A 24,585-nucleotide genomic window follows, 5' to 3' on the forward strand; every position below is an offset into this window, starting at 1 on the left:
CGCCGGTGGCGCAACCGGTTGCGCCCGCGCCGGCCCCCGCGCCGTCCGCGCCCGCGAGCGTGCCGCAAGCGAACGTCGCGCCGGCTCCGGCCGCCGCGCCCGCTGCCGTTGCGCCCGCGCCGGTGACCACGCCGCCCGTCGCAGCGCCTGTTGCCGCACCGGTCGCCGCGCCCACCCAGCCGGCCGCTGCCAGCGTGCCGCCCTGGGAAGATGCGCCCGCCGCCGCGGGTGCCGCGCAGGCCGCCGTCGAGGCCCCCGCCCAGCCATCGTCCCCCATGAATGCCGCCGCCACGAGCGCGCCGGCCACGGCATCGCCCGTTGCCACGCCCGCCGTCGCGGCCGCGCCCGCCGCGCAGCCGCCGGTCACGGACGCTCCTGCCGCCCCGGCATCCGCCAAGTCGGCCCCGCTGGCCGTGACGCCCGCGGCCGCCGCGGTCGCGCCGGCCGCGGATGACGACGGCCCGCCGTCCTGGGTCGACGAGGAAATCCCGTTCGAGGCCGAAGGCGGCTTCGTGCCCGAAGCTGGCTTTGCGCCCGATGGCGGTTTCACGTCGGACCCCGACGACGATTTCGAAACGCTGGCCAGCGCGCCCTCGTCCGCGCCCGCGCCGTCGGCGGCGCCCGCCCGGCGCGAAGGCCCGGCCCCGGCCCGCAAGCGCCAGTCGCGCGCGCGCCTGACCGACATGACCTCCGCCGCCTGGCCCGAGCTGGCCGCGCGCCTGCCGGTCACCGGCCTGGCCGCCGAGCTGGCGCGCCAGAGCGAATGGGCCGGCGTGCAGGGCGATGCCATCATCCTGCGCGTGGCGGTCAAGACGCTGGCCGAAAGTGAAAGCCGCGTGCGCCTGCAGACGGTGCTGTGCGAACACTTCGGCCAGGGCATCCGGCTGGACGTGGACGTCGGCGCGGTCGGTGAAGCCACGGCCCACGCCGTGGCCCAGGCCGAGCGCGCGGCGCGCCAGCAGGCCGCCGAGGACGCGGTCGCCGTCGATCCCTTTGTGCAGGCGCTGGTCTCCGACTTCGGCGCCCATGTCGTGGCGGGTTCGATCCGCCACGTCGATCCTCCTTCCGCCGCCGCGTAACGCGCCGGCAATCCCCACATTCCCTCGTTCAAGGAAGCTCCATCATGATGAAAGGACAATTGGCCGGTCTGATGCGCCAGGCGCAGCAGATGCAGGAAAACATGAAGAAGGCGCAGGACGCGCTGGCCGAGATCCAGGTCGAAGGCGCCTCCGGCGGCGGTCTGGTCAAGGTCACCATGAGCTGCCGCCACGACGTCAAGCGCGTCGAGATCGATCCGTCGCTGCTGGCCGACGACAAGGACATGCTGGAAGACCTGGTCGCCGCCGCCTTCAACGACGCGCTGCGCAAGGCCGAAGCCACCTCGCAGGAAAAAATGGCGTCCGTCACCGCCGGCATGCCGCTGCCCCCGGGCATGAAGCTGCCGTTCTGATCGAACGTTCCGGCCGCCGCCGCCCCGGGCGGCGCGGCCTTTGCCGTCCGCAAGTTGCCGTCGTGTCATGGATCCTTTACTGCCCGAACCCGAACCGCTGGTCTCGCTGATCGAGGCGCTGCGGCGCCTGCCCGGCGTGGGTGTGCGTTCCGCGCGGCGCATGGCCTATCACCTGTTGCAGCACGACCCCCAGGGCGCCGACATGCTCGGACGCGCGTTGGCGGGGGCGGTGCGCGACCTGCGCCACTGCTCGCGTTGCAACAGCTTCGCCGAAGAGGATGTGTGCGCCACCTGCGCCAATCCCAAGCGTGATCCTTCCCTGCTGTGCATCGTCGAGACGCCGGCCGACCAGAACATGATCGAGTCCAGCCACGGCTACCGCGGCCTGTACTACGTGTTGATGGGGCGGGTGGCGCCGCTCGAGGGCATCGGCCCGCGCGAGCTGGATTTCGACCGCGTCATCCGCCGCGCCACCGATGGCGTGGTGCAGGAGGTCATCCTGGCCACCAACTTCACCGCCGAAGGCGAGACCACCGCGCACTTCCTGGGCGAGGCCCTGGGCGAGCGCGGCCTGCGGGTCACGCGCCTGGCGCGCGGCGTGCCGGCCGGCAGCGAGCTGGAATACGTCGACGCCGGCACCATCGCCTGGGCGCTGATGGAGCGCAAGACCACCTGATACGCCTCCACAACAGTCCGCCGGCAATGTACCGGCGGGCATTGGAAGAACTGCCCGCCCGCGCGGCGCGGCATCCACAAGAGGAAGACAACCGCCATGTCAGCCCTGACCGGCCTGAAGGTCCTGGAACTCGGCACGCTCATCGCCGGCCCGTTCGCCGCCCGCATCTTTGGTGAATTCGGCGCCGACGTCATCAAGGTCGAAACCCCGCACGGCCCCGACGGGACCGGCGGCGGCGACCCCATCCGCAGCTGGCGCCACCTGCACGAAGGCAATTCGCTGTGGTGGACCGTGCAGGCCCGCAACAAGCAATCCATCGCCCTCAACCTGAAGCATCCCGAAGCCCGCGAGATCGCCCGCAAGCTGGCGCTGGACGCCGACGTGGTGGTCGAGAACTACCGACCCGGCGTGCTGGAGAAGTGGGGCCTGGGCTTCGAGCAGCTGCGCGCCATCAACCCTGCCCTGATCATGGTGCGCCTGTCCGGCTACGGCCAGACCGGCCCGATGAAGGATCAGCCCGGCTTTGGCGCCATCGGCGAATCCATGGGCGGCCTGCGCTACGTGTCGGGCCATCCCGACCGGCCGCCGCTGCGGGTCGGCATCTCGATCGGCGATTCGATCGCCGCGCTTCATGGCGTGATCGGCGCCATGATGGCGCTGCGCCATCGCGACGCCACCGGCGGCCGCTGGAATGGCCAGACCGGCGAGGCCTGCCGCGCGGGACAGGGCCAGATGGTCGACGTCGCCCTGTACGAGGCCGTGTTCAACATGATGGAAAGCCTGGTGCCCGAGTACGACGTGGCCGGCGTGGTGCGCGAGCGCACCGGCGGCGCGCTGCCCGGCATCGTGCCGTCCAACACCTATACGACGCGCGACGGCCAGAACATCGTCATCGCCGGCAATGGCGACGCGATCTTCCACCGCCTGATGCTGGCCATCGGCCGCGACGACCTGGCTTCCGACCCCGACCTGGTGCGCAACGACGGCCGCGCCCGCCGCGTCGAGGAAATCGACGGCGCCATCCAGCAATGGTGCGACGGCCGCGGCATCGACGAGGCGCTCAACACCCTGAAGGCGGCCGACGTGCCGGTCGGCAAGATCTGCAGCGTGGCCGACATGTTCACCGACCCGCAGTTCCTGGCGCGCCGCATGATCGAGCAGCATCACTTCGCCAACGGCCAGCCGGTCAAGCTGCCGGCGGTGGTGCCCAAGCTCTCGGAAACCCCGGGCGGGACCCGCTGGATCGGTCCGTCATTAGGGGAACATACCGAGGAAGTCCTGAAATCGCTGGGGTATGATTCAGCGGCTATCGACAAGCTGGCGCAGACCGGCGCTATCGGTATCCCCGCACCCAAGGAGACAACACATGTCAGTCACTCGTCGTGATCTGCTCAAGATGGCCGGCGCCGCCGGCGTCATGGGCATGGCCCCCGCCATCGTGCGCGCCCAGAAGCTGGAGAAGACCAAGGTCCAGATCGCCGTGGGCGGCAAGCCCCTGATCTATTACCTGCCGCTGTCCATCGCCGAGGCCCGCGGTTATTTCAAGGACGAGGGCCTGGATGTCTCCATCGCCGACTTCGCCGGCGGCTCCAAGGCCTTGCAGGCCGTGGTGGGCGGCAGCGCCGACGTGGTCTCGGGCGCGTTCGAACACACGCTGGCCATGCAGTCGAAGGGCCAGGCCTACCGCGCCTTCGTGCTGCAGGGCCGCGCGCCGATGATCGGCGTGGGCGTCTCCAAGAAGAACCTGCCCAACTACAAGGGCCCGGCCGACCTCAAGGGCAAGAAGATCGGCGTGACCGCGCCGGGCTCGTCCACCAACATGGTGGTCAGCTTCTTCCTGGCCAAGCACGGCCTGAAGGCTTCCGACGTCTCCATCATCGGCGTGGGCGCTGGCGCCGGCGCGGTGACCGCGCTGCGCAGCGGCCAGATCGACGCCATCTCCAACACCGACCCCGTGGTGTCGATGCTGGAAATGCCGGGCGACATCCAGATCATCGTCGACACCCGCACGCTCAAGGACACCCAGGACATCTTCGGCGGCAACATGCCGGCCGGCTGCCTGTATGCGCCGCAGGCGTTCGTCGACGCCAACCCCAACACCGTGCAGGCGCTGACCAACGCCATGGTGCGCGCCGACAAGTGGATCCAGAAGGCCGGCCCCGACGAGATCGCCAAGGTCGTGCCGGAGACCTACCTGCTGGGCGACCCGGCGGTGTACAAGGCCGCCATCGGCAAGAGCCTCGAAGGCCTGTCGCCCGACGGCATGATCCCCGAGGACGGTGCCGCCACCGCGCTCAAGGCCCTGGCCGCGTATCAAGCGGACTTCGACGGCGCCAAGATCGACCCGTCCAAGGTCTGGACCAACGATTTCGCCCGCCGCGCCAACGAGAAGTACCCCAATGGCTGACGCCGCGCTATCGCTGGAAAACATCAGCTGCACTTTTGTCTCCCGCGACGACCGCTCGCAGCGCTACACCGCCGTCAGCGACACCAGCCTGGCCATCGCGCCGGGCGAGTTCGTGTCGGTGGTGGGCCCCACGGGCTGCGGCAAGTCCACCCTGCTCAACGTCAGCGCCGGCCTGCTGACGCCGTCGTCGGGCCAGGTAAAGGTCTTCGGCCAGCCGCTGTCGGGCATCAATTCGCGCGCCGGCTACATGTTCCAGGGCGAGGCGCTCCTGCCCTGGCGCAGCGCCCTCGACAACGTGGTGGCCGGGCTGGATTTCGCCGGCGTGCCGCGCGCCGAGGCGCTCGAGCGCGGCCGCGACTGGATGCGCCGCGTCGGCCTGGGCGGCTTCGAAAGCCGCTATCCGCACCAGATGTCGGGCGGCATGCGCAAGCGCGCCATGCTGGCGCAGACGCTGATCCGCGACCCCGACATCATCCTGATGGACGAGCCGTTCTCGGCGCTCGACATCCAGACGCGCCAGCTGATGGAAAACGAGGTGCTGGACCTGTGGATGGCCAAGCGCAAGGCGGTGCTCTTCATCACCCATGACCTGGACGAAGCCATCGCCATGAGCGACCGCGTGGTGGTGCTGTCGGCCGGGCCGGGCACGCATCCCATCGGCGAGTTCGTCATCGACCTGCCGCGTCCGCGCGACGTGGCCGAAGTGCGCAACAACCTGCGTTTCGTCGAATTGCACGCGGCCATCTGGGCGGTGTTGCGCGAGGAAGTGCTCAAGGGCTATGCCCAACAACAGAAGCGGGCCTGAGGCCCATGCCTGATCCAGGCCGCGCCCGCTTCCCAACGAACAGGCCCTGACCATGTCCAAGTCGTTCAAACCGGGTTCCGCCAGCCTGCGCTTCTGGCAGTTGCTGCTGCTCGTCGTCATCCTGGGCGTGTGGCATTTCGCCTCGCGCGATTCCAAGGTGGCGTTCTTCTTCGGCGAGCCCCTCAAGGTGTGGGGCCGCATCTGGGCCTGGTTCGTCACCAACGCCGACATCTACACCCACCTGTGGGTCACGCTGACCGAAACCGTGCTGGCCTTCTTCATCGGCACCATCGCCGGGCTGGGGTTCGGCCTGTGGCTGGGCTTGTCGCCGCGCGCCAGCGCGATCCTCGATCCCTACATCAAGGCGGCCAACTCGATGCCGCGCGTGATCCTGGCGCCGATCTTCGGCATGTGGTTCGGGTTGGGCATCTGGTCCAAGGTGGCGCTGGCGGTGACGCTGGTGTTCTTCATCGTCTTCTTCAACGTCTACCAGGGCGTGCGCGAGGTCAGCCCGACGCTGCTCGACAACGCCCGCATGCTGGGCGCGCGCCGCCGCCAGCTGCTGCGCCACGTCTATCTGCCGTCGGCCACCAGCTGGGTGTTCTCCAGTCTGCACACCTCGGTGGGCCTGGCCTTCGTCGGCGCGGTGGTGGGCGAATACCTGGGCTCGGCCAGCGGCGTCGGCTACCTGATCCTGCAGGCCGAGGGCACCTTCGACGTCAATACCGTGTTCGCGGGCATCGTGGTGCTGACCGCATTCGCGCTGGTGCTGGACTACATCGTCGGGATCGGCGAGAAGCGCCTGATGAAGTGGCAGCCCAAGTCGGGCGAGACCGAAAAGATCTAGGCAACGCGGGCGGCCGGGGTGATCATGGCGCCGTGCGCCCGCAGCCAGACGGTGAGACTGTCGAACGCATCGCGCGCGCCTTGCAGCGCCTGCGCTTCGTGGCCGCTGGCGGCGCTGTCCAGGTGCAGCAGGAAACCTTTCCACAGCGCGCCGGTGTCGTCGCCATATCCCCGCAGATAACTGAGCGGCAACGGCGGCTTGGCGGCTTCCAGCCGCTTGGCCAGGAAACGCCCGCCCAGCTGCGATCCCTCGACCACGTAGGCCACGCCCAGGGCGTAGGCGTCGGCGGCCTGGGGAGCGGGCGCGGCGGGGCATTCCGGCACGGGGGCGGCATCGCCCGCGGCGCGCAGGTCGGCGCGGATCAGGGCGCTCTTGCCGGCGCGGGCCCCGGCCTGCAGGCCGGCCGGCCAGTCCAATTGCCACAGCCGCCGTTCGACCGGCTCCAGCCAGCCCAGCAGGGCGCGCAGATAGGCCAGGTAGCGGGCCGGGCTGACGTCGCCATCGGCCAGCGCCAGTCCCTGGTCGAGGGTTTCGTGGCGTTCGAGGGTGCCGTCGCGCAGCACCTGGTGCACAGGGGAAATCATGCGGGATCCTTGGCGGGCGCGGCAGGCAGGTGCAGCGACCAGCATTGGGGTTGTCGTTCCAGGCGCCAGCCCGAGGCCAGCGCCAGGTTTTCGATGTCCCGAGGGTCGAACAGCGCCGGCGCGGCCGGGGCGTCGGCCGGGGCGGGCAGGCGCGCGTGCCACACGGCGGGATCGGAGGCGTCCAGCGTCAGTTCGGTGTCCTCGGGCAGCCACGGCAGCAGGCACAGGACCCAGGCCATCACCAGGTAGCGCGCGGCAAAGGCCGGCAGGTCGACCGGCGCCGGTTCGTCGGGCCAGTGGACGCGCCGCTTGGACCACATCAGTTGCGAGAACAGCAGCTTGCGGCATTCCTTCAGCAGGGTCGCCGCCGGCAGCGAGGCGCCATTGTCGACAAGCCATTGATCGAGCCCGCGCAGGACGTCGACGCTGTCTTCGAGCATGTGTTGCAGGTCGCTGGCCAGGCGCTGGGTGCGCTGCCGCAGGGCGTCGGCCTCGGCGCCTTCGGGCGCCTGGCGCAGCATGGCCGTGGCCAGCGTGGCGTTGGACAGCGGCGCCAGGGCCTCGTGGCGCAGCACCGGAAAGATCTGCGCCAGGACCTGGAAGCGCACGCCTTGCGCGGCCAGCGCCTGGGCGTGCGGGGAGGGATCGGCGGCGTGCATCGCGACCGCCTCAGCCCGCCTGCCGCAGCACGGTCAGCAGTGCGTCGGGGTCGGCGGGTTTTTCGATCCAGCCGTCGAACAGGCTGGCGGCGTCTTCATGCCGTTCGTGGCGCGCCAGCCCGCTCAGGGCGTAGATGCGCGATGCGGCGTTGCGCCGGCGCAGTTGCCGCGCCAGTTCGTAGCCGTCCATGTCGGGCAGCAGGATGTCCACCAGCACCGCCTGCGGGTCGAAGCTGGCGGCCTGCGCCAGCGCGTCCTCGCCGGTGCCGGCGCAGCGCGTTTCCAGCCCGGACATGGCCAGGAATTCGGCCAGCAGTTCCGAGCCCATTTCGTTGTCGTCGACCAGCAGGACGCGTAACGCGCGCGCATCGTTCAAAGATGTCTCCAGGATTCAGGGTGTTTGCGGCGCGGGCAGGCCGCGCGGCAGGGTAACGGTGAAGATGACCAGGCCATCGTGGCAGGCGACGGCGATGTCGCCGTCGTGGTCGCGCACCACCTGGTTGGCAATATACAGGCCCAGCCCCAGGCCGGTGCGGTTGCGCGAGTGGCCCAGTGATTCCGGCTTGAAGGGCGAGAACAGATGCGCCATGACGTCGTCGGGAATCGGCGCGCCGTGGTTCGCCACCGTCAGTTCGATCGTGTCGCCCGCGCGCGTGGCCACGACCCGGATCGGCATGCGTGGCGCGCCATGCTGGCGGGCATTGCTCATCAGGTTGGTGACCACCTGGGCGATGCGGTCGGTGTCGGCCATCAGCGTCAGCCCGGGGGCCACTTCGGGTTCGATGCGCAGGCCGGGGTAGGCCTGGCGCTTTTCCTCGATCAGGCCGTTCAGCAGTTCCGACAGCTGGCATTCGCGCTTTTCGATGCCCAGGCCCATGCCGCCCTGCAGCCGCGACAGGTCCAGCACCTGCGAGATCAGGCGCTGCATGCGGCCGCTGGAATAGCGGATGCGTTCGCCCATGCGGGCGCCGGAATCGGTCTTGGACAGCAGCGTGGCGGCCATCGAGATGGACTGCAGCGGATCGCGCAGGTCGTGGCCGAGCATGGCCAGCAGCGCGGTGCGGGCGCGGTCCACGTCTGCCGCGCGGCTGGTGGCGATGTGCGAGAGCTCGTCGCGCAGGTTGTCGGCCGCGTCCAGCTCGGCCGGCAGCCACGGCGCGCTGGTGTCGCGCGTGACTTCGCGCCAGGCCTCGAACGAGCCGCGCGGCGTCAGGCGCGGGCCGAGGGTGCCCACGGCATAGTGCTTTTCCGGCTTGCCGCCCCAGACCACGGTCTCGATCTGCTCGCGCCGCAGCCAGATCAGCCAGCCGTTGTTCATCGGGTCGAACTTGCAGGCCAGCAGCCCGGCGTAGGGCACCAGGTCGGTCTGCAGGCCGGGATAGTCGCGCGCGATGTTGTCGCTGTGGACCAGCCGCTGGCCGCTCTGGTCGAGCGCGCACAGGATGCCCGCCAGCTCGCCGCGCGGCGCGATGCCGCCGAACACCGTCACGCTGTTGCCCCACAGGCACAGCGCGGCGTCGCTGGGAAGCAGCGAGGCGGGGGTGTCGGGGCCGCCCGACAGGGCCTGGTGCACGTTCTCGGACGCGGATACGCGCTCGGCCAGCCGGCTCACCAGCGCGGCGCTGCGGCGCGCCTGCTCGGCGCGTTCGCCGCCCTCGATGTTGGCCAGCGCCGCCGACAGCACCTGCGCCAGCGCTTCGCAGGCCAGGCGGGCGGAATAGGGGATCAGGCGCGGGGAATGGTGATGGCAGGCGATCATGCCCCACAGCCGGCCGCCGATCACCAGCGACAGGCTCATCGAGGCGCGCACCCCCATGTTGGCCATGTATTCGAGATGGATCGGCGATACGCTGCGCAGCACCGAAAAGCTCATGTCCAGCGGCGCGCCGTCGTGGCCATCCTGGCCCAGCACGCGCACCGGCCGGTACTGGCCGTCGGCGATCTGGCGCAGCGTGTTCACGGTGTACAGGCGGCGCGCCTGCGCCGGGATGTCGCCGGCCGGATAGCGCCGTCCGATCCAGTCCTGCAGCGCCGGGTCGCCGCGCCGCTCGGCCACGATCTCGCCGCTGTCGTCGGGGTGGAAGCGGTAGGCCATCACGCGGTCGAAGCCGGTGGCGCGCTGCACTTCCTGGACCGTGCGGTCGAGCAGGCCGGCGATGTCGCGCTGCGAGCGGATGCGCTCGATGCCGCGGTAGATGCGCGCGGGGTCGGCGATGCCGGGATCGTCGCCGCGGCGCTCGAGTTCGATCAGCGTCAGGCCGTCGGCGTTGCGGTGGGCGATGACGTCGTAGGTGTGCTCGCCCAGGGCGATGGCGAGCGGGTCGAAGACGGGGTCGGCGCCGGCGAGCCAGGTCGGCAGGATGTGCGCCAGGCCCGGCGGCAGCGCCGCCGGTGCGCAGGGGTAGCCCAGTGCCAGCGGCATGCCCAGCACCTGCGGCGCGTTTTCGCTGGCGTAGCGCAGCACCCCCGCGGCGTCGAACGCGAGCAGCGCGCCCAGCGGCTGGATCGCGCCCGGTACGTGGATCGGTTCGCTATCGCAGTTGGCGAGGGTGACGGGCGGGTGGGACTGGGTCGGCGCATTCATTCTAGGCTTGTCCTGGAGGTGCGCAATGTGTTGTCATTATGTCAAAGTTCTTGCGAATGTGTGCATTTGCTGCGCCTCGGCCTTTCGATGCTGGGAAGCCCTAGGATCGATGGCGCCAACCGGCCCTAATCCCTCTACGGAGTTTTCATGGCGCGTCTTCCCTACGCCGATCTGTCTCATCCCGAAGCGCGGCCCCTGGTCGACCGTATCGTCGCCGAGCGCGGCAGCGTGCTGCACCTCTACCAGATGCTGCTGCACAGCCCGGCGGTGGCAGGCGGCTGGCTCAACTACCTGACGTCGATCCGCCAGCTGTCCACCTTGCCGGGCGATATTCGCGAACTTGTGATCATGCGGGTGGCGGCGGTCAACGGCGCGCCCTACGAGGCCGACCAGCACGCGCCGATCGCGCTGAAAGAGGGGCTGTCACAGGCCCAGTTGGACGCCTTGCCCGAGTGGCAAGCGTCGACCCTGTTCAGCGAGCGCGAGCGCGCGGTGCTGGCCTACACCGACGCCATGACGCGCCAGGTGCAGGTGCCGGAAGCGGTGTTCCAGGCGGCGCGCGCCGCCATGGGTTCGGACAAGCTGATCGTCGAGCTGACCGCCACCGTCGCCGCCTACAACATGGTGTCGCGCTTCCTGGAAGCGCTACAGGTGCACTCGCACGACCACCGCTGAGGGCGGCGCCCGGCCGCGAAGGCCGGGCGGCGGCGCGATCAGGCGCGTTGCGCCTCGATCAGCGCGTCCAGCTTGATGGCGTCGGCCACGAACGCGCGGATGCCTTCGGCCAGCTTGTCGCTGGCCATGGCGTCGTCGTTGAGCTGGGTGCGGAACGCCACTTCGTCCGAGGCGATGCGGGCGATGTCGCCGCCGACGGCGTCGGCGCGCAACTGCGCCGGCGCGTCGCCTTCGGTCTGCGACAGCTGGGTCAGCAGTTCGGGGCTGATGGTCAGCAGGTCGCAGCCCGACAGCGCCAGGATCTGGCCGACGTTGCGAAAGCTCGCGCCCATGATCTCGGTGGCGATGCCGAAACGCTTGTAGTACTGGTAGATGCGGGTCACCGACTGCACGCCGGGATCGCGCGCGCCGGCGTTGTCGGCGTCGACCCAATTGGCGCCGGCGGCCTTCTTGTGCCAGTCGTAGATGCGGCCGACGAAGGGCGAGATCAATTGCACGCGGGCGTCGGCGCAGGCCACCGCCTGCGGCAGCGAGAACAGCAGCGTCAGGTTGCAGCGCACGCCCTCGGCCTGCAGCGCGCGGGCGGCCTGGATGCCTTCCCAGGTCGAGGCGATCTTGATCAGCACGCGCTCGCGCGGCACGCCGGCGGCCTGGTACAGGGCGATCAGGGCGCGGGCGCGCTCGATGGTGGCGCGGGTGTCGAACGACAGGCGCGCGTCGACTTCGGTCGAGACCCGGCCCGGCACGATGTCCAGGATGGCGCGGCCGAAGGCCACCAGCAGGCGGTCCATCAGTTCGGCGGTGGGGGCGCCGCGGTGGTCGCGGGCGGTCTTTTCGAGCAGGGGGCGGTAGGCGTCCTGCTGGACGGCCTTGAGAATCAGGGACGGGTTGGTGGTGGCGTCGGTGGGACGCAGCGCCTTCATCGCTTCGAAATCGCCCGTGTCGGCGACAACGGTGGTGTGATTGCGCAGGGCGTCAAGTTGGCTGGACATGGGCAATACGGCTCGCAACATCAGGGTTGAAGGTGCTTTAGCGTATCACCGACCCGTTGAAATCTTCGATGCCAGCCTTATTTGGCGCGGCTTTCCAGGGAAAACGCCTACTCAAGGTATAATTCCAAGGTTTGATTATCGATTCTAAAACCGGGGTTTACTGTGCTGCCGCAACTCTTTCCCGAGGGGATCAACCGCTTCCCTCCTGCAATTCTGGCTCTGGCGGACGGTACCATTTTTCGAGGCGTGTCGATCGGTGCGCCTGGGCATACCGTTGCCGAAGTGGTGTTCAACACCGCGATGACCGGGTACCAGGAAATTCTCACCGATCCGAGCTATAGCGGCCAGATCGTCACGCTGACCTATCCGCATATCGGCAACACCGGCGTCAACGCCGAGGACGTCGAAGCCAATCGTGTCTACGCCGCCGGCCTGGTGGTGCGCGACTGTCCCGCCCGCGTGTCGAACTTCCGTTCCACGCAATCGCTGCCCGAGTACCTGTCCGAGCAGGGCATCGTTGCCATTTCCGGCATCGACACCCGCAAGCTGACCCGCATCCTGCGTGAAAAGGGCGCCCAGGGCGCCTGCATCTTCGTGGGTTCGGATGCCGACCGCGCCGTCGAACTGGCCCGCGGCTTTGCCGGCATGGCCGGCCAGGACCTGGCCAAGGTCGTGTCCATCAAGGACAGCACCACCTGGACCGAAGGCACCTGGCAACTGGGCGAAGGCTACACCCAGCCCGACCAGTCCAAGTTCCATGTCGTCGCCTACGACTTCGGCATCAAGTCCAACATCCTGCGCCTGCTGGCCGATCGCGGCTGCCGCCTGACGCTGGTGCCGGCCCAGACCAGCGCCGAGGACGTCCTCAAGCTCAATCCCGACGGCGTGTTCCTGTCCAACGGCCCCGGCGACCCCGAGCCCTGCGACTACGCCATCGACGCCACCCGCGTGTTCCTGGACAAGAAGCTGCCGGTGTTCGGCATCTGCCTGGGCCACCAGATCATGGGCCTGGCGGTGGGCGGCAAGACGCTCAAGATGAAGACCGGCCACCACGGCGCCAACCACCCGGTGCAGGACCTGGCGTCCAAGCGCGTGTTCATCACCAGCCAGAACCACGGGTTCGCGGTCGACGCGGCCAGCCTGCCGGCCAATGCGCGCGTCACGCACGTCTCGCTGTTCGACGGCACGCTGCAGGGTTTCGAGCTCACCGACCGTCCGGCCTTCTGCTTCCAGGGCCACCCCGAAGCCAGCCCCGGTCCGCACGACATCCTGGAGCTGTTCGACAAGTTCATCAGCCTGATGTCCGGCCAAAAGTAAAGATTGCATCATGCCCAAGCGTACAGACCTAAAAAGCATTCTCATCATCGGCGCCGGCCCCATCATCATCGGGCAGGCGTGCGAATTCGACTATTCCGGCGCGCAAGCGTGCAAGGCGCTCAAGGCCGAGGGTTACCGCACCATCCTGGTGAACAGCAACCCCGCCACGATCATGACGGACCCGGAAACGGCCGACGTCACCTACATCGAGCCCATCACCTGGCAAGCCGTCGAAAAGATCATCGAGCGTGAAAAGCCCGATGCGCTGCTGCCCACCATGGGCGGCCAGACCGCGCTGAACTGCGCCCTCGACCTGGCCCACCACGGCGTGCTGAAGAAGCACAACGTCGAACTGATCGGCGCCAACGAGCACGCCATCGAAAAGGCCGAGGACCGCCAGAAGTTCAAGCAGGCCATGACCGACATCGGCCTGGAATCGGCCAAGTCGGGCGTCGCCCACAGCATGGACGAAGCCTGGGAAGTGCAGCGCCGCATCGCCGCGGAAGTCGGCACCTCGGGCTTCCCCGCCGTGATCCGCCCCAGCTTCACCATGGGCGGCTCGGGCGGCGGCATCGCCTACAACGCCGAAGAGTTCGAAACCATCTGCCGCCGCGGCCTGGAAGCCTCGCCCACCAGCGAGCTGCTGATCGAAGAGTCGCTGCTGGGCTGGAAGGAATTCGAGATGGAAGTGGTCCGCGACAAGGCGGACAACTGCATCATCGTCTGCTCCATCGAGAACCTGGACCCCATGGGCGTGCACACCGGTGACTCGATCACCGTGGCGCCGGCCCAGACGCTGACCGACAAGGAATACCAGATCATGCGTAACGCATCGATCGCGGTGTTGCGCGAGATCGGCGTGGACACGGGCGGCTCGAACGTGCAGTTCGCGGTCAACCCCGAGAACGGCCGCATGATCGTCATCGAGATGAATCCGCGCGTGTCGCGTTCGTCGGCGCTGGCGTCCAAGGCCACCGGCTTTCCCATCGCCAAGGTCGCCGCGCGCCTGGCCGTGGGCTACACGCTGGACGAGCTCAAGAACGAAATCACCGGCGGCGCCACGCCCGCCTCGTTCGAGCCGTCGATCGACTACGTGGTCACCAAGGTGCCGCGTTTCGCCTTCGAGAAATTCCCCACCGCCGACGCGCGCCTGACCACCCAGATGAAGTCCGTGGGTGAAGTCATGGCCATCGGCCGCACCTTCCAGGAATCGTTCCAGAAGGCGCTGCGCGGCCTGGAAGTCGGCGTAGACGGCCTGAACCAGAAGACCACCGACCGCGAAAAGCTGCAGGTCGAGCTGGGCGAACCCGGTCCGGAACGCATCTGGTACGTGGGCGACGCCTTCGCGCAAGGCTTCACGCTGGACGAAGTGCACAACATCACGCACATCGACCCGTGGTTCCTGTCGCAGATCAAGGAAATCGTCGACATCGAGCTGGCGCTCGAACAGAAGACGCTGTCCGACCTGGACTACGCCACCCTGTGGGAACTGAAGCGCCGCGGTTTCTCCGACCGCCGCCTGGCCTTCCTGCTGGACACCGTGGAATCGGAAGTGCGCAAGCTGCGTCACCAGCTGAACGTGCGCCCGGTCTACAAGCGCGTCGACACCTGCGCCGCCGAATTCGCCACCCGCACGGCCTACATGTACTCGACCTACGAGGAAGAGTGCGAAGCCGCGCCCACCGACCGCAAGAAGATCGTGGTGCTGGGCGGTGGCCCGAACCGCATCGGCCAGGGCATCGAGTTCGACTACTGCTGCGTGCATGCCGCGCTGGCGCTGCGTGACGACGGGTACGAGACCATCATGGTCAACTGCAACCCGGAAACCGTCTCGACCGACTACGACACGTCCGATCGCCTGTACTTCGAGCCGCTGACGCTCGAGGACGTGCTGGAAATCGTCCACAAGGAAAACCCGGTCGGCATGATCGTCCAGTACGGCGGCCAGACCCCGCTGAAGCTGGCGCGCGCGCTGGAAGCCAACGGCGTGCCGATCATCGGCACCAGCCCGGAATCCATCGACATCGCCGAAGACCGCGAGCGCTTCCAGAAGCTGCTGAACAAGCTCGGCCTGCGCCAGCCGCCCAACCGCACGGCCCGCACCGAAGCCGAGGCCCTGGCTCACGCCACCGAGATCGGCTACCCGCTGGTGGTGCGTCCCAGCTACGTGCTGGGCGGCCGCGCGATGGAAATCGTGCACGAGCAGCAGGACCTCGAGCGCTACATGCGCGAAGCCGTGAAGGTCAGCAATGACTCGCCCGTGCTGCTGGACCGCTTCCTGAACAACGCCACCGAAGTGGACGTGGACTGCCTGGCCGACGGCGAAACCGTCTTCATCGGCGGCGTCATGGAACACATCGAGCAGGCCGGCGTGCACTCGGGCGACTCCGCCTGCAGCCTGCCGCCTTACTCGCTGTCGGCCGACGTCATCGCCGAGATCAAGCGCCAGACCGGCATGATGGCCAAGGCCCTGAACGTCAGCGGCCTGATGAACGTGCAGTTCGCCATCCAGGGCGGCGACGTCTACGTGCTGGAAGTGAACCCGCGCGCCTCGCGCACGGTGCCCTACGTGTCCAAGGCCACCGGCCTGCAACTGGCCAAGATCGCCGCGCGCGCCATGGCCGGCCAGACGCTGGCGGCCCAGGGCATCACCAAGGAAGTCGTGCCGCCTTACTTCTCGGTCAAGGAAGCCGTGTTCCCGTTCGTGAAGTTCCCGGGCGTGGACACCATCCTCGGCCCGGAAATGAAGTCGACCGGTGAAGTCATGGGCGTGGGCACCAGCTTCGGCGAAGCCTTCGTCAAGTCGCAGCTGGCCGCTGGCGTGCGCCTGCCGGAATCCGGCACGGTGTTCATCAGCGTGAAGAACCAGGACAAGCCCCGCGCCGTGGAAGTGGCGCGCGGCCTGCATGCCCTGGGCTTCAAGCTGGTGGCCACGCGCGGCACGGCCGCCGAGATCGAAGCGGCCGGCATTCCGGTGCAGCGGGTCAACAAGGTCACCGAAGGCCGTCCGCACATCGTCGACATGGTCAAGAACGGCGAGATCTCGCTGGTCATCAACACCGTCGAAGAGCGCCGCAACGCCATCGTCGACTCGCGCACCATCCGGACGCAGTCGCTGGCGGCCCGCGTCACGTTCTTCACCACCATCGCCGGCGCTCGCGCGGCCGTCGAGGGCATGCAATATCTGCGTCAGGGTCTGGGCCTGCAGGTGTATCCGTTGCAGGAACTTCACGCGTCCTTGTTGGACAAATAGCGCTTGGGCGCGCAGAGGGCGCGCCGCAAGTGAAGTGAGGCAAAAGAATGAAGTGGTTCATTCTGGCGTTGTTTATCGTATGCGCCACGGTAGTTCACTACCGTGGCCGCGTCCGACACAAGTTCTCGCGGCAGGCGTTGGATCATTCCACCTTCACGGCGCCGCTGAACTGTTTCATGTACGCATTCTCCAGCGTGCCCAACAAGCCCTATCTCGATCTGGACCAGTTCCCGGAGCTGAAGGTCTTGCTGGACCGCTGCGAGGAAATCCGGGCCGAGGCCGTCAACCTGTATGGTGACGGTCACATCAAGGCCTCGGACAAGTACAACGACGCGGGCTTCAACTCGTTCTTCAAGACGGGCTGGAAGCGCTTCTACCTGAAGTGGTACGACGCCGACCATCCGTCGGCCGAGGCCCTCTGTCCGGTCACGACCAAGCTGCTGGCGGGCATTCCGACCATCAAGGCCGCGATGTTCGCTTCGCTGCCGCCGGGCAGCCGCCTGCCGCGCCACCGGGATCCGTATGCCGGTTCGCTGCGCTTTCACATGGGCCTGATCACGCCGAACAGCCCCGACTGCTACATCAACGTCGACGGCCAGGAATACTACTGGCGCGACGGCGAGGCGGTCGTGTTCGACGAGACCTTCATCCATTACGCCGAAAACAAGACCGACCAGAACCGGATCATCCTGTTCGCGGACGTCGAGCGGCCCATGCGTTACCGCTGGGCCCGGGCGTTCAACCGCGTGGTCGGCGGCTTCCTGTTGCGCGCGGCCGCCGCGCCCAACCAGGAAGGCGACGCCACCGGCGGCATCAACCGCATCTTCGGCGCGGTGTATGCCGTGCGCCGCTTCGGCAAGGCGCTCAAGAAAAAGAGCAAGCCGCTGTACTACCTGTCCAAATGGGCGCTGGTGGCGGCGATCTTCGCGCTGATCTTCCTGTAAACCCCGGCGCCGGCGTTCCTGTAGCATAGCGGGCGGAGCCTCTCTTCAGAGAGGCTCCGCCTTTTTTCATCCGACCCGGGGCGAGCATGGACAGAGTCTTCATCACCGGCGCCAGCAGCGGCCTGGGCCGCGCGCTGGCGCAGCGTTACGCCGCCAGCGGCGCCACGCTTGGCCTGCTGGGCCGGCGCGAAGACGCGCTGCGGGAACTGGCCGACAGCCTGCCCGGCCAGCATCGCTGTTATGCCGTGGACGTCTGCGACCGCCAGGCGCTGCACGCGGCCGCGCAGGACTTCATCGCGTTCTGCCAGGGGCGGGTGGACGTGGTCATCGCCAGCGCCGGCATCAGCGCCGGCACCTTGACCGGGCACCACGAGGACTACGAGGTCTTCAAGGCCATCGTCGACACCAACCTCCTGGCGACCGTGGCGACCTTCGAGCCCTTCGTCGAACCGATGCGCGCGGCGGGGGGCGGCAGGCTGGTGGGGATCGCCAGTGTCGCCGGCGTGCGCGGCCTGCCGGGCGCGGGCGCCTACAGCGCGTCCAAGTCGGCGGTGGTGACCTACTGCGAGAGCCTGCGATTGGAGCTGTGGGGCGACGGCATCCGTGTCGTCACCATTGCGCCAGGCTATATCAGGACCGCGATGACGGCCCATAACCCGTACAAGATGCCGTTCCTGATGGACGCCGACAAGTTCGCGCAGCGCGCCCACGCGGCGATCGGCCGCGGCACGTCATACACGGTGATCCCGTGGCAGATGGGCGTGGTGGCGAAACTGATGCGGCTGCTGCCCAACGCGGTCTACGACCGGCTGGCGCGCAACGCGCCGCGCAAGCCGCGCAAGGCGGACAAGGCCGGCTGAGCCGGCGATCATGCAGCCGCCGGGGTGGGCGGGCGTGCCGGACGCAGGCCCGGCGCCGGCCGTCACGGCACCACGTCGTCGCCCACTTCCGTGGCCACATGGCCCACGTCGCCCCAATGCAGCACTTCCCATTGGCGGCCGCGCACGCCGACGCGGTTGATGCTGACGTTCAGCAGCGCCGCGTCGCGCGGCGCGTTCAGCGGCACGCCGCTGGCGTGGCGCCAGATGATGTCCAGCACGCCGCCGTGGGTGAACATCAGGATGCGTTCGCCGTCATGGCGGCTGGCCACGTCGTCGACCGTCGAAATGACGCGCGACTGGAACTGGCCCAGCGTCTCGCCGCCGTCCAGCGCGCGCAGCGGATCGCGGCTGCGCCAGGCGGCCGCGGCTTCCGGCGCCAGCACGTCGATGCGTTCCAGGTCCAGCCCTTCGAGCACGCCGAAGCCGCGCTCGCGGATGCCGGGTTCGACCCGCACGCGCAGGTCCAGCTGTTCGGACACTGGCGTGGCCGTGGCGTGGGCGCGTTGCAGGTCGCTGCTGTAGATCGCATCGATCGGCGTGCTGCGGGCGTCTTCGCGCAGGCGCGAGGCCAGCAGGCCGGCCTGGTTGCGGCCGAATTCGTTCAGGGGGATGTCTTGCCAGCCTTGCAGTCGGCGCTGGCGGTTCCAGTCGGTTTCGCCGTGGCGGATGAACCAGATTTCAGTCATTGCGGTGTCGATACGGTAGGGAAGGGCGCGGGCGGCGGGCCGGCCCGGCTCAGAGGGGCTCGGGCGCGACTGGCGCGCGCGGCTTCCAGATGGCTTGAATGATCGAGCTTAACGCGACCAGCGCGGGCTCGCTAGCGCGTTCATAAGGCAGGATGAAACCCAGCATGGCGTCGGCCCGCGCCTGGCCCCACACCATGAAGTCGCCCGAGGCCGCGCCGGCCAGCGCGGTCTCCTCGCGCAGCAGCGCGCAGCCGGCGCCGGCCCGCACCAGCGCCTCCAGGTTGGCCTGATCGTCGTTCTGCATGGCGATGCGCGGCGACAGCCCGTGGCGTTCGAACATGTCGCGCAGCAGCAGGTGGGTATGGCTGCTGGCCGGCCCGTCCAGCCACGGCAATTGCGCCACCTCGCGCCAGCCGCCGCGCTTGAGCACCGCGGCGTGTTCGGTCGGCAAGGCGATGCGGTAGCGCACGCTGCGCAGCGGCAGCCACAGCACGCCGCGCGGCGGGTGCGCGGCGATGGTCAGCGCCGCCGGCAGTCGGCCGGTGCTGACCTGCTCGGCCAGCACCACGGTGGGCTGGATCTGCGTCTTCAATTCGATCAGCGGCAGCCGCTGCGTGATGGCCGCGGCCAGTTCGCCCAGGCGCAGGAAGTCGGGCTTTTCGCTGGGCAGGCCCAGCTCCACCACGCCTTGCAGGCTGCCCTGCAGCTGCTGCGCCTCGGACTTGAATTGCGCGCCCAGCACCAGCAGTGATTCGGCGGTGGGCAGCAGCATCTCGCCGGCCTTGGCCAGCGCCAGCCGTCCGCCGCTGCGGTCGAACAGCGCCACGCCCAGGCTCTGCTCCAGCGCCTTGATCTGCGCGGTGACGGCTGGCTGGGTGAGCGACAGCGCTTCGGCGGCCCGCGTCAGGTTGCCCAGGCGGGCAACCGTGACGAAGGCGCGGATCTGATAGATTTCCATGCCGCCTTTGTAGGGGAAGCCGGCTCAGGCGGCAAGCAGCCGCACCTGGGTCGGCTCCAGCCCGATCGACACCGGCGCGCCCACCGGGAACGGCGACAGCCCCGCCAGGTGCGACTGGTCGGCCGTCAGGCGCTGCTCGCCGATCTGCACCTGGTAGCGGGTGAATTCGCCCAGGAACTCGCTGCTTTCCACCACGCCCGGCAGCCACACGTAGCGCGCATCGCCCAGCCCGTCGGCCATCTCGATCTGCACCGTGTGCGGCCGGAAGCTCGCCGCCAGCCGCTGCGCCGCCGGCGCCTCGGCCGCCAGCGGCAGGTGCAGGTCGCCCACGCCTTCCACCGCCAGCACCACGCTGCCGCTGGTGCGCTCGCGCACCTCGCCCTCCAGCACGTTCATGGTGCCGACGAAGTTGGCCACGAAGCGGTTCACCGGGTAGTCGAACAGCGTGCTGGGCGCGCCGATCTGCTGCACCACGCCATGGTCCAGCACCGCCATGCGGTCGGCGGTGGTCATGGCCTCTTCCTGGTCATGGGTGACGAAGATGGTGGTGATGCCCAGCCGCCGCTGCAGGCTCAGCAGGTCCTGGCGCATCTGCACGCGCAGCTTCTTGTCCAGGTTGGGCAGCGGTTCATCCAGCAGCAGCACCTGCGGCTCGATCACGATGGTGCGCGCCAGCGCCACGCGCTGCTGCTGTCCGCCGGACAGCTGGTTGGGACGGCGGCGGCCATATTGCGACAGGCCCACCAGCTCCAGCGCGGCCTCGACCTTGGCGCGGATCTGCTCGCGCGGCAGCTTGCGTTCGACCAGCCCGAACGCGACGTTGTCCCACACCGTCATGTGCGGCCACAGCGCGTAGTTCTGGAACACCATGCCGATGTTGCGGTTCCATGGCGCAATGGCGCTGATGTCCTTGCCGTCAACCAGCAACTGCCCGGCGTCCTGCCGGTTGAAGCCCGCGATCAGGCGCAGCAGGGTGGACTTGCCCGAGCCCGACGGCCCCAGCAGGGCGAAGAACTCGCCCGGTTCGATGTTGATGTTGACGTCCTTGAGCACTTCCGTCTTGCCATACGACAGCCGGATGTTGCGGCATTCAACGCTGACTTTCTTCATGTCGATTCCCCTTGATTCAGGCCGTCTCGTCGTGGCGCGCCGGCCGCTGGCGCGACTGGGCCCGTTCGACCAGCAAGTGCGAGACATAGGTGCCGATGGCGACCGCGGCCACCGCCAGCACGCCCAGCGCCGCGCCCGGACCCCGGCCCGCCGCGCTCTGCATGTACAGATAGATGCCATAGCTCATCGGCGCCTGGCTGTCCTTGGTGACCAGCATGATGGTGGCCGACAGCTCTACCGCCGCCGTCACGAAGCTGGTCACGAAGCCGGCCAGCATGCCGCCGGCCATCAGCGGCACCACCACCCGCCGGATGGTGCGCATGCGAGTCGCGCCCAGCGACTGCGCCGCTTCCTCCAGCGATACGTTGATCTGCTGCAACGCGGCCACGCACGAGCGCAGCGCGTAGGGCAGCCGCCGTACCGAGTACGCGATCATGATGATGATCCAGGACGAGGTCAGCAGCGTGCCGGTGCCCGGGATCTCCACCCCGCGGAACGTGCGCAGCAATCCGATCGCCAGCACGATGCCCGGGATCGCCAGCGCCGCCGAGGCCAGGAAGTCCAGCCACTGGCGAGCCGGCAGCCGGGTGCGCAGCATCAGGTAGGCGATGGCGGTGCCCAGGATCACGTCCACGCCCGCCGCCAGGCCGCAATAGAGCAGGGTGTTGGCGATCATGCCCTGCGACTCGCTGAACACCGCGCTGTAGTGCGCCAGCGTGTAGCCGTCCGGCAGCGGCGCGAAGCTCCAGACACTGGCCAGCGACAGCAGCAGCACGCCCATGTGCGGCGACAGCACCAGCAGCAGCACCAGGATGATCCAGCCATAGGCCAGCACGCTTTCCGCCGGCCGCAGCTTGCGCTTCTGGATCGAGTTGCCGCCCTTTTGCAGCGTGGAATAGTCGCGGCCCTTGAGCACCCGCGCCGACAGCCACAGCGCCAGGATCGAGAAGGCGATCATGATGACGCTGATGACGTAGCCCAGCGGATCCTCCAGCCCCACCTGCGTGATGCGCAGATAGGCCTGCGGCGCCAGCATGTTGGTGGTGCCCAGCACCAGCGGCGTGCCGAGGTCGTCGAATACCTTGACGAACACCAGCGAAGTCCCGGCCACGTAGCCCGGCAGCGCCAGCGGGAAGATCACGCGGCGGAACAGCCGGAAGCCGCGCGCGCCCAGATTGAAGGCGGCTTCTTCCATGGCGCCGTCGATGTTGCGCAGGGCCACCACCAGGTTCATCAGGATGAACGGGAAGTAGTGCAGCGCCTCGACGAAGATGACGCCGTTCAGGCCTTCCATGAACGGGATGGTGAAGCCGAACCAGTCGTTCAGCAGCAGGTTGACGCTGCCCGAGCGGCCGAAGATCAGCTGCATCGCCACCGCGCCGACGAAGGGCGGCATGATCAGCGGCAGCACGCCCAGCGTCTGGATGATGAGCGCGCCGCGGAAGTCGAAGCGCACCGTGAAGTACGCCAGCGGCACCGCGATCAGCGAGGCCAGCAGCGCCGACCAGCCGGCCACGTAGAGGCTGTTGAAGAACGCCTCCAGCATCAGCGGCTGGTTGAAGAACGCGCCGAAGTGGCCGATGGTGAAGCCGCCGTCGGCGTTGACGAAGGCGCTGTAGAACACCGTGCCCACCGGCACGGCCAGGAACAGCGCCAGGAAACCCAGCACCAGGAGCGCGGCCAGCACGGGGCCGGCGGGCAGGCGTGAATGGCCCGGAAGATTCATCGAGATTCCCGTAATGGTTCAAGACAGGCCGCCCGCGGCGGGGCGGCGGCCGGACGGGGCGAGCCCCCCGTCCGGCGCGAGCCGGGCTCAGAGCGCCGCGGCTTCCCGCGCCAGCTTCACGGCCTGCTCATAATTGCTCTTGGCCGTGCCGTTCCATTCGCCTTCCAGCTTGGTGATCTGCTGGTTGACCGCGGCGTCCTTCTTGTTGCCGCTGAAGATCTTCAGGAACTCGGGATCGGCGGCCTGCTTGCCGTCCACCAGCGGCGCCCAGGCCAGCTTGCGGGCCTGCGCCAGCAGTTCGGCCGGCTTGCCGCTCTTGCCCTTGTCGCCGAGCTTGGCTTCGGCGTCGTAGATCGCCTTGGTCGCCGCCTGCAACCCCTTCAGGCGGAACGTGACGGTCTGGTCGTACAGCGACTGCACCACGTAATAGCGCGTCTGCGACAGGTCGGCGTTGAACTGCACCTTGCTGCGGCGCGCGATCTCGGCGGGATCCGGATAACCCTGCGGCACCTTGCCGCCCAGCGCCGAATACGGCAGCACCGGCAGGCGCGAGATCTTCGGCTCCAGCAGCAGTTCCTGGCCCGCCTGGCTGAGCGTGAAGGCGATGAACTTCTTGCCTTCTTCGGTGTTCTTGGCGCCGTCGATCAGCGCGATGTTGGCCGGCACGATGGCGGTCTCGGAGGGATAGACGAATTCCACCGGGAACTTCGAGTACTTGCTCGACAGGCCGAAGAAGTCGATCACCGGACCCGCGCCGAACTGGCCGTTGTTGACGCCGTCCGGCACGCCGAACGAACGCTCGGTGACGGCGCTGCTGTTGCCCGACATGCGCAGCAGCGTGTTCCAGCCGTCGTCCCAGCCTTCGCCCTGCAGGATGGTCTCGACCGTCAGGTGCATGGTGCCCGAGCGCGACGGCGAGGTGATGCCGACGTGGCCGAACCAATGCGGCGCCAGCAGGTCTTTCCATTCGACCGGCGCGGGGATCTTGTGCGCGGCGATGTAGCGCGTGTTGTAGACGATGCCGTAGCCGGCCAGCGCCTGGCCCAGGTACATGCCGCCCGGGTCGTTGATGGGGTAGTTGCCGATCTTGTCCGGCACGTCCTTGTTGGCGACGTCCGCCGACTTGGCCAGCAGCTTGTCGCGGCCCAGCACCTCGAAGGCGTCCGGCGCGCTGGCCCAGAACACTTCCGGACGCTGCCCGGCCGGCGTCTCGCGCACGTAGGCGATGCCGGACACGGTGTTCTTGTTGAGGATTTCCAGCGTGATGCCGGGGTTGGCCTTCTCGAACGCGGTCTTGTAGGCCTGGGTCAAATCTTTCGGGAACGACGTGATCACCGTGACGGTGCCCGCCAGGGCGGGGGCGGCGCAGGCGGCCAGCAGCGCCCCTGCAAGGGCTGTGCGCATTGCATGCATGGTTTGTCTCCGTGGTTTTTTGATTTGTCCGGAGACCTTAGCGGCTGCATGCGCCGCCAGTCCAATCACAAATTTTGATGCGCGCCATCAGTGTGGCGGGCATTCGGGAGAACCCGCGGGAAGAAAGCTAGGCCGTGGCCGAGACGCCGCCGGTGGCCTTGGCCATCGCCTTGATCTTCTCGGTCATCACCTTCTGGATCTGGCCCATGATCTGCTGCGCCTGTCCGTTCAACGCCTGCATCTGGGTGGCTTTCTGTTCCGCCGACGCATTGCTGTCGCGCACGCGTGCGATCTGCTCCATGACGCGCTTGAGCTGGCGTTGCAGTTCCTTGATCACCTGGGTGTAATAGTCGTCGTTTTCGGACGATTCGGTTTCCTGGGTCTGGCCCACCTTCGTGGCGCCGGCGTTGTTGACGCGGATCTTGCCGTCGGGCGTGACGCTGACGCCCGGATCGCCGGCCTTGGCGTCCTTGGCTTCCTTGTTGGCCTGGATCTTCTGGGCCCACAGGTCCGCCATGCTGCCGATGCGCGAGGTGCCGCTGATGGAATCGATGGCCATGGAAGTCTCCGGGGCAGAAGGATTGACTGGGGTTTCCACTAATACGGCATCTGGCCGGG

The 24,585-nt window shown here is 68.2% G+C and carries 23 protein-coding genes; 12 read left to right on the plus strand and 11 right to left on the minus strand.

The features are described 5' to 3' along the window. From AOZ49_RS25375 to AOZ49_RS25405, 7 genes are all read left to right on the plus strand, one after another. A partial coding sequence (locus AOZ49_RS25375) for a DNA polymerase III subunit gamma/tau C-terminal domain-containing protein (protein WP_304439440.1) occupies window positions 1-1,079 on the plus strand: 1,079 nt, incomplete at its 5' end. 44 nt (window positions 1,080-1,123) lie between these two features. Continuing rightward, window positions 1,124-1,450 (plus strand): YbaB/EbfC family nucleoid-associated protein, encoded by a 327-nt coding sequence (locus tag AOZ49_RS25380; RefSeq protein ID WP_006390710.1) that lies wholly within the window; start codon window positions 1,124-1,126, stop codon window positions 1,448-1,450. A gap of 67 nt (window positions 1,451-1,517) precedes the next feature. After that, window positions 1,518-2,126, plus strand: a complete 609-nt coding sequence (recR, locus tag AOZ49_RS25385; protein WP_006385499.1) for a recombination mediator RecR — start codon at window positions 1,518-1,520, stop codon at window positions 2,124-2,126. 96 nt (window positions 2,127-2,222) lie between these two features. Then, window positions 2,223-3,512 carry a CaiB/BaiF CoA transferase family protein gene (locus AOZ49_RS25390; RefSeq protein ID WP_054478465.1) on the plus strand — a complete coding sequence of 430 codons (1,290 nt, stop codon included), beginning with the start codon at window positions 2,223-2,225 and terminating at the stop codon, window positions 3,510-3,512. Then, window positions 3,493-4,533 carry an ABC transporter substrate-binding protein gene (locus tag AOZ49_RS25395; RefSeq protein ID WP_035359350.1) on the plus strand — a complete coding sequence of 347 codons (1,041 nt, stop codon included), beginning with the start codon at window positions 3,493-3,495 and terminating at the stop codon, window positions 4,531-4,533. The genes AOZ49_RS25390 and AOZ49_RS25395 overlap by 20 nt, the downstream gene beginning before the upstream one ends. Then, window positions 4,526-5,338, plus strand: a complete 813-nt coding sequence (locus AOZ49_RS25400) for an ABC transporter ATP-binding protein (RefSeq protein ID WP_054478467.1) — start codon at window positions 4,526-4,528, stop codon at window positions 5,336-5,338. The genes AOZ49_RS25395 and AOZ49_RS25400 overlap by 8 nt, the downstream gene beginning before the upstream one ends. Before the next feature lie 52 nt (window positions 5,339-5,390). Continuing rightward, window positions 5,391-6,185 (plus strand): ABC transporter permease, encoded by a 795-nt coding sequence (locus AOZ49_RS25405; RefSeq protein ID WP_006390706.1) that lies wholly within the window; start codon window positions 5,391-5,393, stop codon window positions 6,183-6,185. Here the strand turns inward: AOZ49_RS25405 and AOZ49_RS25410 are convergent. From AOZ49_RS25410 to AOZ49_RS25425, 4 genes are read right to left on the minus strand one after another with little or no spacing between them, the layout of a single operon-like run. Continuing rightward, window positions 6,182-6,769, minus strand: coding sequence for a biliverdin-producing heme oxygenase (locus tag AOZ49_RS25410; protein ID WP_054478468.1), 588 nt, complete (start codon window positions 6,767-6,769; stop codon window positions 6,182-6,184). The two genes, AOZ49_RS25405 and AOZ49_RS25410, sit on opposite strands and share 4 nt — an antisense overlap. Beyond that, window positions 6,766-7,428, minus strand: coding sequence for a hypothetical protein (locus AOZ49_RS25415; RefSeq protein ID WP_054428435.1), 663 nt, complete (start codon window positions 7,426-7,428; stop codon window positions 6,766-6,768). The genes AOZ49_RS25410 and AOZ49_RS25415 overlap by 4 nt, the downstream gene beginning before the upstream one ends. A gap of 10 nt (window positions 7,429-7,438) precedes the next feature. Further along, window positions 7,439-7,804: a response regulator gene (locus AOZ49_RS25420; protein ID WP_054428434.1), complete on the minus strand. Its 366-nt coding sequence runs from the start codon at window positions 7,802-7,804 to the stop codon at window positions 7,439-7,441. Window positions 7,805-7,819: 15 nt separating this feature from the next. Next, window positions 7,820-10,012, minus strand: a complete 2,193-nt coding sequence (locus AOZ49_RS25425; RefSeq protein WP_054478470.1) for an ATP-binding protein — start codon at window positions 10,010-10,012, stop codon at window positions 7,820-7,822. 147 nt (window positions 10,013-10,159) lie between these two features. Here AOZ49_RS25425 and AOZ49_RS25430 point away from each other — a divergent pair, with 147 nt between their 5' ends. Then, entirely contained in the window at window positions 10,160-10,687 is a 528-nt protein-coding gene (locus AOZ49_RS25430; protein ID WP_054428432.1) for a carboxymuconolactone decarboxylase family protein, read from the plus strand. A 38-nt stretch (window positions 10,688-10,725) separates the two neighbouring features. Here the strand turns inward: AOZ49_RS25430 and tal are convergent, their stop codons facing one another. Continuing rightward, window positions 10,726-11,679 carry a transaldolase gene (gene tal, locus AOZ49_RS25435; RefSeq protein ID WP_054428431.1) on the minus strand — a complete coding sequence of 318 codons (954 nt, stop codon included), beginning with the start codon at window positions 11,677-11,679 and terminating at the stop codon, window positions 10,726-10,728. A gap of 162 nt (window positions 11,680-11,841) precedes the next feature. Between tal and carA the strand changes: the two genes are divergently transcribed. The 4 genes from carA to AOZ49_RS25455 all read left to right on the plus strand — a co-directional run bounded on the left by carA (window position 11,842) and on the right by AOZ49_RS25455 (window position 18,053). After that, window positions 11,842-12,996 carry a glutamine-hydrolyzing carbamoyl-phosphate synthase small subunit gene (carA, locus tag AOZ49_RS25440; RefSeq protein WP_054428430.1) on the plus strand — a complete coding sequence of 385 codons (1,155 nt, stop codon included), beginning with the start codon at window positions 11,842-11,844 and terminating at the stop codon, window positions 12,994-12,996. Window positions 12,997-13,006: 10 nt separating this feature from the next. Next, the gene (carB, locus tag AOZ49_RS25445; protein ID WP_054428429.1) at window positions 13,007-16,249 is read left to right on the plus strand and encodes a carbamoyl-phosphate synthase large subunit; all 3,243 of its coding nucleotides are present in this window, start codon (window positions 13,007-13,009) and stop codon (window positions 16,247-16,249) included. Window positions 16,250-16,296: 47 nt separating this feature from the next. Next, a complete protein-coding gene (lpxO, locus tag AOZ49_RS25450) occupies window positions 16,297-17,193 on the plus strand; it encodes a lipid A hydroxylase LpxO (protein ID WP_054428428.1) in 897 nt (298 codons plus the stop codon). Window positions 17,194-17,279: 86 nt separating this feature from the next. Beyond that, window positions 17,280-18,053: an SDR family oxidoreductase gene (locus tag AOZ49_RS25455; RefSeq protein WP_054428427.1), complete on the plus strand. Its 774-nt coding sequence runs from the start codon at window positions 17,280-17,282 to the stop codon at window positions 18,051-18,053. Window positions 18,054-18,115: 62 nt separating this feature from the next. On the opposite strand, the gene AOZ49_RS25460 is transcribed toward AOZ49_RS25455, so the two are convergent. The 6 genes from AOZ49_RS25460 to AOZ49_RS25485 all read right to left on the minus strand — a co-directional run bounded on the left by AOZ49_RS25460 (window position 18,116) and on the right by AOZ49_RS25485 (window position 24,526). Beyond that, window positions 18,116-18,760: a histidine phosphatase family protein gene (locus tag AOZ49_RS25460; RefSeq protein WP_054478471.1), complete on the minus strand. Its 645-nt coding sequence runs from the start codon at window positions 18,758-18,760 to the stop codon at window positions 18,116-18,118. Window positions 18,761-18,809: 49 nt separating this feature from the next. Beyond that, window positions 18,810-19,718, minus strand: coding sequence for a LysR family transcriptional regulator (locus AOZ49_RS25465; RefSeq protein WP_054478473.1), 909 nt, complete (start codon window positions 19,716-19,718; stop codon window positions 18,810-18,812). A gap of 24 nt (window positions 19,719-19,742) precedes the next feature. Next, window positions 19,743-20,828 carry an ABC transporter ATP-binding protein gene (locus AOZ49_RS25470; protein ID WP_054478476.1) on the minus strand — a complete coding sequence of 362 codons (1,086 nt, stop codon included), beginning with the start codon at window positions 20,826-20,828 and terminating at the stop codon, window positions 19,743-19,745. 16 nt (window positions 20,829-20,844) lie between these two features. After that, window positions 20,845-22,554, minus strand: a complete 1,710-nt coding sequence (locus tag AOZ49_RS25475; RefSeq protein ID WP_054428423.1) for an ABC transporter permease — start codon at window positions 22,552-22,554, stop codon at window positions 20,845-20,847. A gap of 87 nt (window positions 22,555-22,641) precedes the next feature. Then, window positions 22,642-23,967 (minus strand): ABC transporter substrate-binding protein, encoded by a 1,326-nt coding sequence (locus AOZ49_RS25480; RefSeq protein ID WP_054478478.1) that lies wholly within the window; start codon window positions 23,965-23,967, stop codon window positions 22,642-22,644. 127 nt (window positions 23,968-24,094) lie between these two features. Beyond that, window positions 24,095-24,526: a FlxA-like family protein gene (locus AOZ49_RS25485; protein WP_054478479.1), complete on the minus strand. Its 432-nt coding sequence runs from the start codon at window positions 24,524-24,526 to the stop codon at window positions 24,095-24,097. Window positions 24,527-24,585 lie beyond the last annotated feature (59 nt).

It is taken from the genome of Achromobacter sp. 2789STDY5608615 (genome assembly GCF_001298995.1).
Taxonomy (GTDB): Bacteria; Pseudomonadota; Gammaproteobacteria; order Burkholderiales; family Burkholderiaceae_B; genus Achromobacter; species Achromobacter insuavis.